We start from the raw sequence: 3,034 nt of genomic DNA, 5'->3' as shown, positions 1-3,034 counted from the left end.
CTCTCGTCAGCGGGAGGCGAATTCTACAGCGTTACACGCTGCTGTCAACACCTCTTTTTCAACTTCCTTTTGGCTTCGATGAACTGAAGCAACCTACTGCCGAAAACTGCATAACTCATTGAATCTCAAGGAGTTTTCCGTTTCGACTGCGCCGGAAGTGGGGCGAATTATAGACGCCTGGGATTTGCAGTCAACCGTTAATTTCGCTTTTCTTGCAAAACCGGCTTTCTGGCCAGCAAACGCGGGATACGCCGCGTCACGGGCGGTATACGCAGCAGCATAAGCACTGCACCTATAAAGGCATAGATCGCCCATTCCTCAAGATCAGCGCGCACGATCCACAGCATATGCAGTAAACCCAAACCCAGAATCACGTACGCCAGGCGATGCAGCTTCTTCCAGCGCGAGCCCAAATGACGCTGACTGTAGCGATTGGACGTCACCGCCAACGCCAACAATCCTAGAAAACCTAACGCCCCTACTATTATGTAAGGCCGCTTGCGCAACTCGACCGCCAGCTGCGACCAGTCAAACCCCAGGATAAACGCCATATAACTGCACAGGTGCAACACCACATAGGCGAAACACCAAAGCCCCAACTGCCGGCGAACCGCAATCCACCCCGCCCAACCGGTGAGTTTCTGCATCGGCGTCATGCTCAGGGTGATCAGCAACAACACCAAGGTTCCCAACCCCAGCCGATCGACCAACACTTTGCCGGGATCAGGGCCGAGCAAATCCTCAAGCGCTTGATACAACCAAAGCATCGGCCAGATCGCTGCCGCAATGAAAACGCCTATACGCCAGAACGGAAAGCGCATCAGTAGTTCTTCCGCAGATCGAGCCCTGTATATAAAGAAGCGACTTCATCCGAGTAGCCGTTGAACATCTGCGTATCGCGCACGTTCGGTTTGAACAGGCTGTTCGGCAACCGTCGCTCCCGTGCCTGCGTCCAGCGTGGGTGATCAACCGTTGGATTCACGTTCGCGTAGAACCCATACTCATCCGCCGCAATGCTTTGCCAAGTGGTTTTCGGCTGCTCGCTGACCAGACTGATACGCACGATGGATTTGACGCTCTTGAAGCCATACTTCCACGGCACCACCAAACGCAGCGGCGCGCCGTTCTGATTTGGTAACTCGCGGCCATACATGCCCACCGCCAGAATCGCCAAAGGATTCATTGCCTCATCCAGACGCAAGCCTTCTACATACGGCCAGTCGATCAAGGCAAAACCGGAGCGCTGCCCCGGCATGGTTTTGGGATCCTGCAGCGTTTCAAAGCGGATGTACTTGGCATTAGCGTTTGGCTCGACTTGCTTGAGCAACGCCGAGATTGGAAAACCGATCCAAGGAATCACCATCGACCACGCCTCTACACAGCGTAGGCGATAGATTCGCTCTTCCAGTTGATACGGTTTCATGAAGTCTTCCAGAGCATATCGCCCCGGCTTACCCACCTCGCCGTCTATCACCACACTCCACGGTTCGGTTTTCAGCGAGCCGGCATTCGCCGCCGGATCCCCCTTATCGGTGCCGAACTCGTAGAAGTTGTTGTAGTGAGTGGCGTCTTTAAAAGGCGTGATCGCCTCATCCTTGACGTTGACTGCTCCCCATTTAGTAGAGGACAGCTTGTCGCTGAACCAGGCAGGCGCTTTACCGGGTTCGACATCGGCGTACCGAGCGGCATCTTCGGCATTGGCCCAGCGTGGCAGGCTACTGACGGCGATACCGGCAGCAGTGGCACCGAGCAATTGGCGGCGCGAGAGATAAATGGATTCAGGCGTGACATCCGACTCGTTGCAGTCAGACGCTTTGGGGATTTTGATCAGCATGACAACTCCGCAGCTTTGGAGGACAGATGCACCCATAGACTGCGGAGTATGCGTGAAATTACATCACTCGGCTTTTTTGTGCCGACGAAGGTGCAACAAGTATTGCACCGGGCCGGATGCTGCATAGGCGAGGAACACCAACAGCAGAATGCGCGGCGGATCGCTGAACACAACGGCAAACACCAGCACCACGGCAAGGATCGCCACGAATGGCACGCGCCCTTTCAAGTCCAGCTCTTTAAAGCTGTTGTACTTGATGTTGCTGACCATCAGCATGCCGGCCGCCGCAACCATCAGCGCAACGAGGAACGACATCTTCGACCCCTGAATGCCGTAATCGCTGAACGCCCAGACGATACCCGCCACCACACCCGCCGCTGCCGGACTGGCCAGACCGATGAAATAGCGCTTGTCTGCCGTGCCGACCTGGGTGTTGAAGCGCGCCAGACGCAATGCCGCGCCCGCGACATAGATGAAGGCGACCATCCAGCCGACCTTGCCCATATCACCCAACGCCCAACCGAACGCCAGCAGCGCCGGTGCGACACCGAACGCGACCATGTCCGACAGCGAGTCGTACTCGGCGCCGAAGGCACTTTGCGTATTGGTCATGCGCGCCACACGACCGTCGAGGCCGTCGAGCACCATGGCGACGAAAATCGCGATTGCGGCAAAGGCGAAATACTTGCTCGCATTGACGGAATCCCCAGCACTCAATGCCGCCTGTGCGCTCATCGAGTTGATGATGGAGTAAAACCCTGCAAACAGGTTCGCAGTGGTGAACAGATTCGGCAGCAGATAGATACCACGATGCCGGACTTTACGACCTTCTGCGTCGTGCCCTTCTTCGATGTGTTCATCGATGGGCAGCAGGCTTTCGGCGTCAGAAGCCTTGTTCGGCTCTTCGGGACGTTCGCTCATGGACATTACCTTGCAACGGTTTGGAGAAATTTCGACAGGTGCTTGAGGACGACAGTTCGGCCACAAACGCTGCAGCTTTATACCAGAACCACCGGCTCAAACGAAAAAACGCGGCCGAGGCCGCGTTTTCCGTACAAGAAGGACGACTTAGTTTTTGGCTTTGTCGACGATCTTGTTGGCACCGATCCACGGCATCATGGAGCGCAGTTGCTCGCCGATGATTTCGATACCGTGAGCGGCGTTGTTACGACGCTTGGCGGTCATCGAAGGGTAGCCGGT

At 56.0% G+C, this 3,034-nt stretch carries 3 protein-coding genes and 1 pseudogene; all 4 read right to left on the bottom strand.

The genetic code is table 11. The features are described 5' to 3' along the window. Positions 1-197: 197 nt before the first annotated feature. Positions 198-821, bottom strand: a complete 624-nt coding sequence (msrQ, locus tag ACIP66_RS28415) for a protein-methionine-sulfoxide reductase heme-binding subunit MsrQ (RefSeq protein ID WP_400652578.1) — start codon at positions 819-821, stop codon at positions 198-200. After that, positions 821-1,834 (bottom strand): protein-methionine-sulfoxide reductase catalytic subunit MsrP, encoded by a 1,014-nt coding sequence (gene msrP, locus ACIP66_RS28410; RefSeq protein ID WP_400652576.1) that lies wholly within the window; start codon positions 1,832-1,834, stop codon positions 821-823. Before msrP ends, msrQ begins: the two co-directional genes overlap by 1 nt. A 63-nt stretch (positions 1,835-1,897) precedes the next feature. Next, complete coding sequence (gene pssA / locus ACIP66_RS28405) at positions 1,898-2,755, bottom strand: CDP-diacylglycerol--serine O-phosphatidyltransferase (protein ID WP_053123855.1); 858 nt, start codon at positions 2,753-2,755, stop codon at positions 1,898-1,900. Between the two features lie 147 nt (positions 2,756-2,902). Then, a pseudogene (locus ACIP66_RS28400) lies at positions 2,903-3,034 on the bottom strand (ketol-acid reductoisomerase); the annotation flags it as partial.

The sequence above is a fragment of the Pseudomonas sp. NPDC088429 genome, assembly GCF_044753305.1.
GTDB lineage: Bacteria > Pseudomonadota > Gammaproteobacteria > Pseudomonadales > Pseudomonadaceae > Aquipseudomonas > Aquipseudomonas rustica.
Note: the sequence above shows the minus strand (reverse complement) of the source record. Positions and strands in the feature narration are given on the sequence as shown.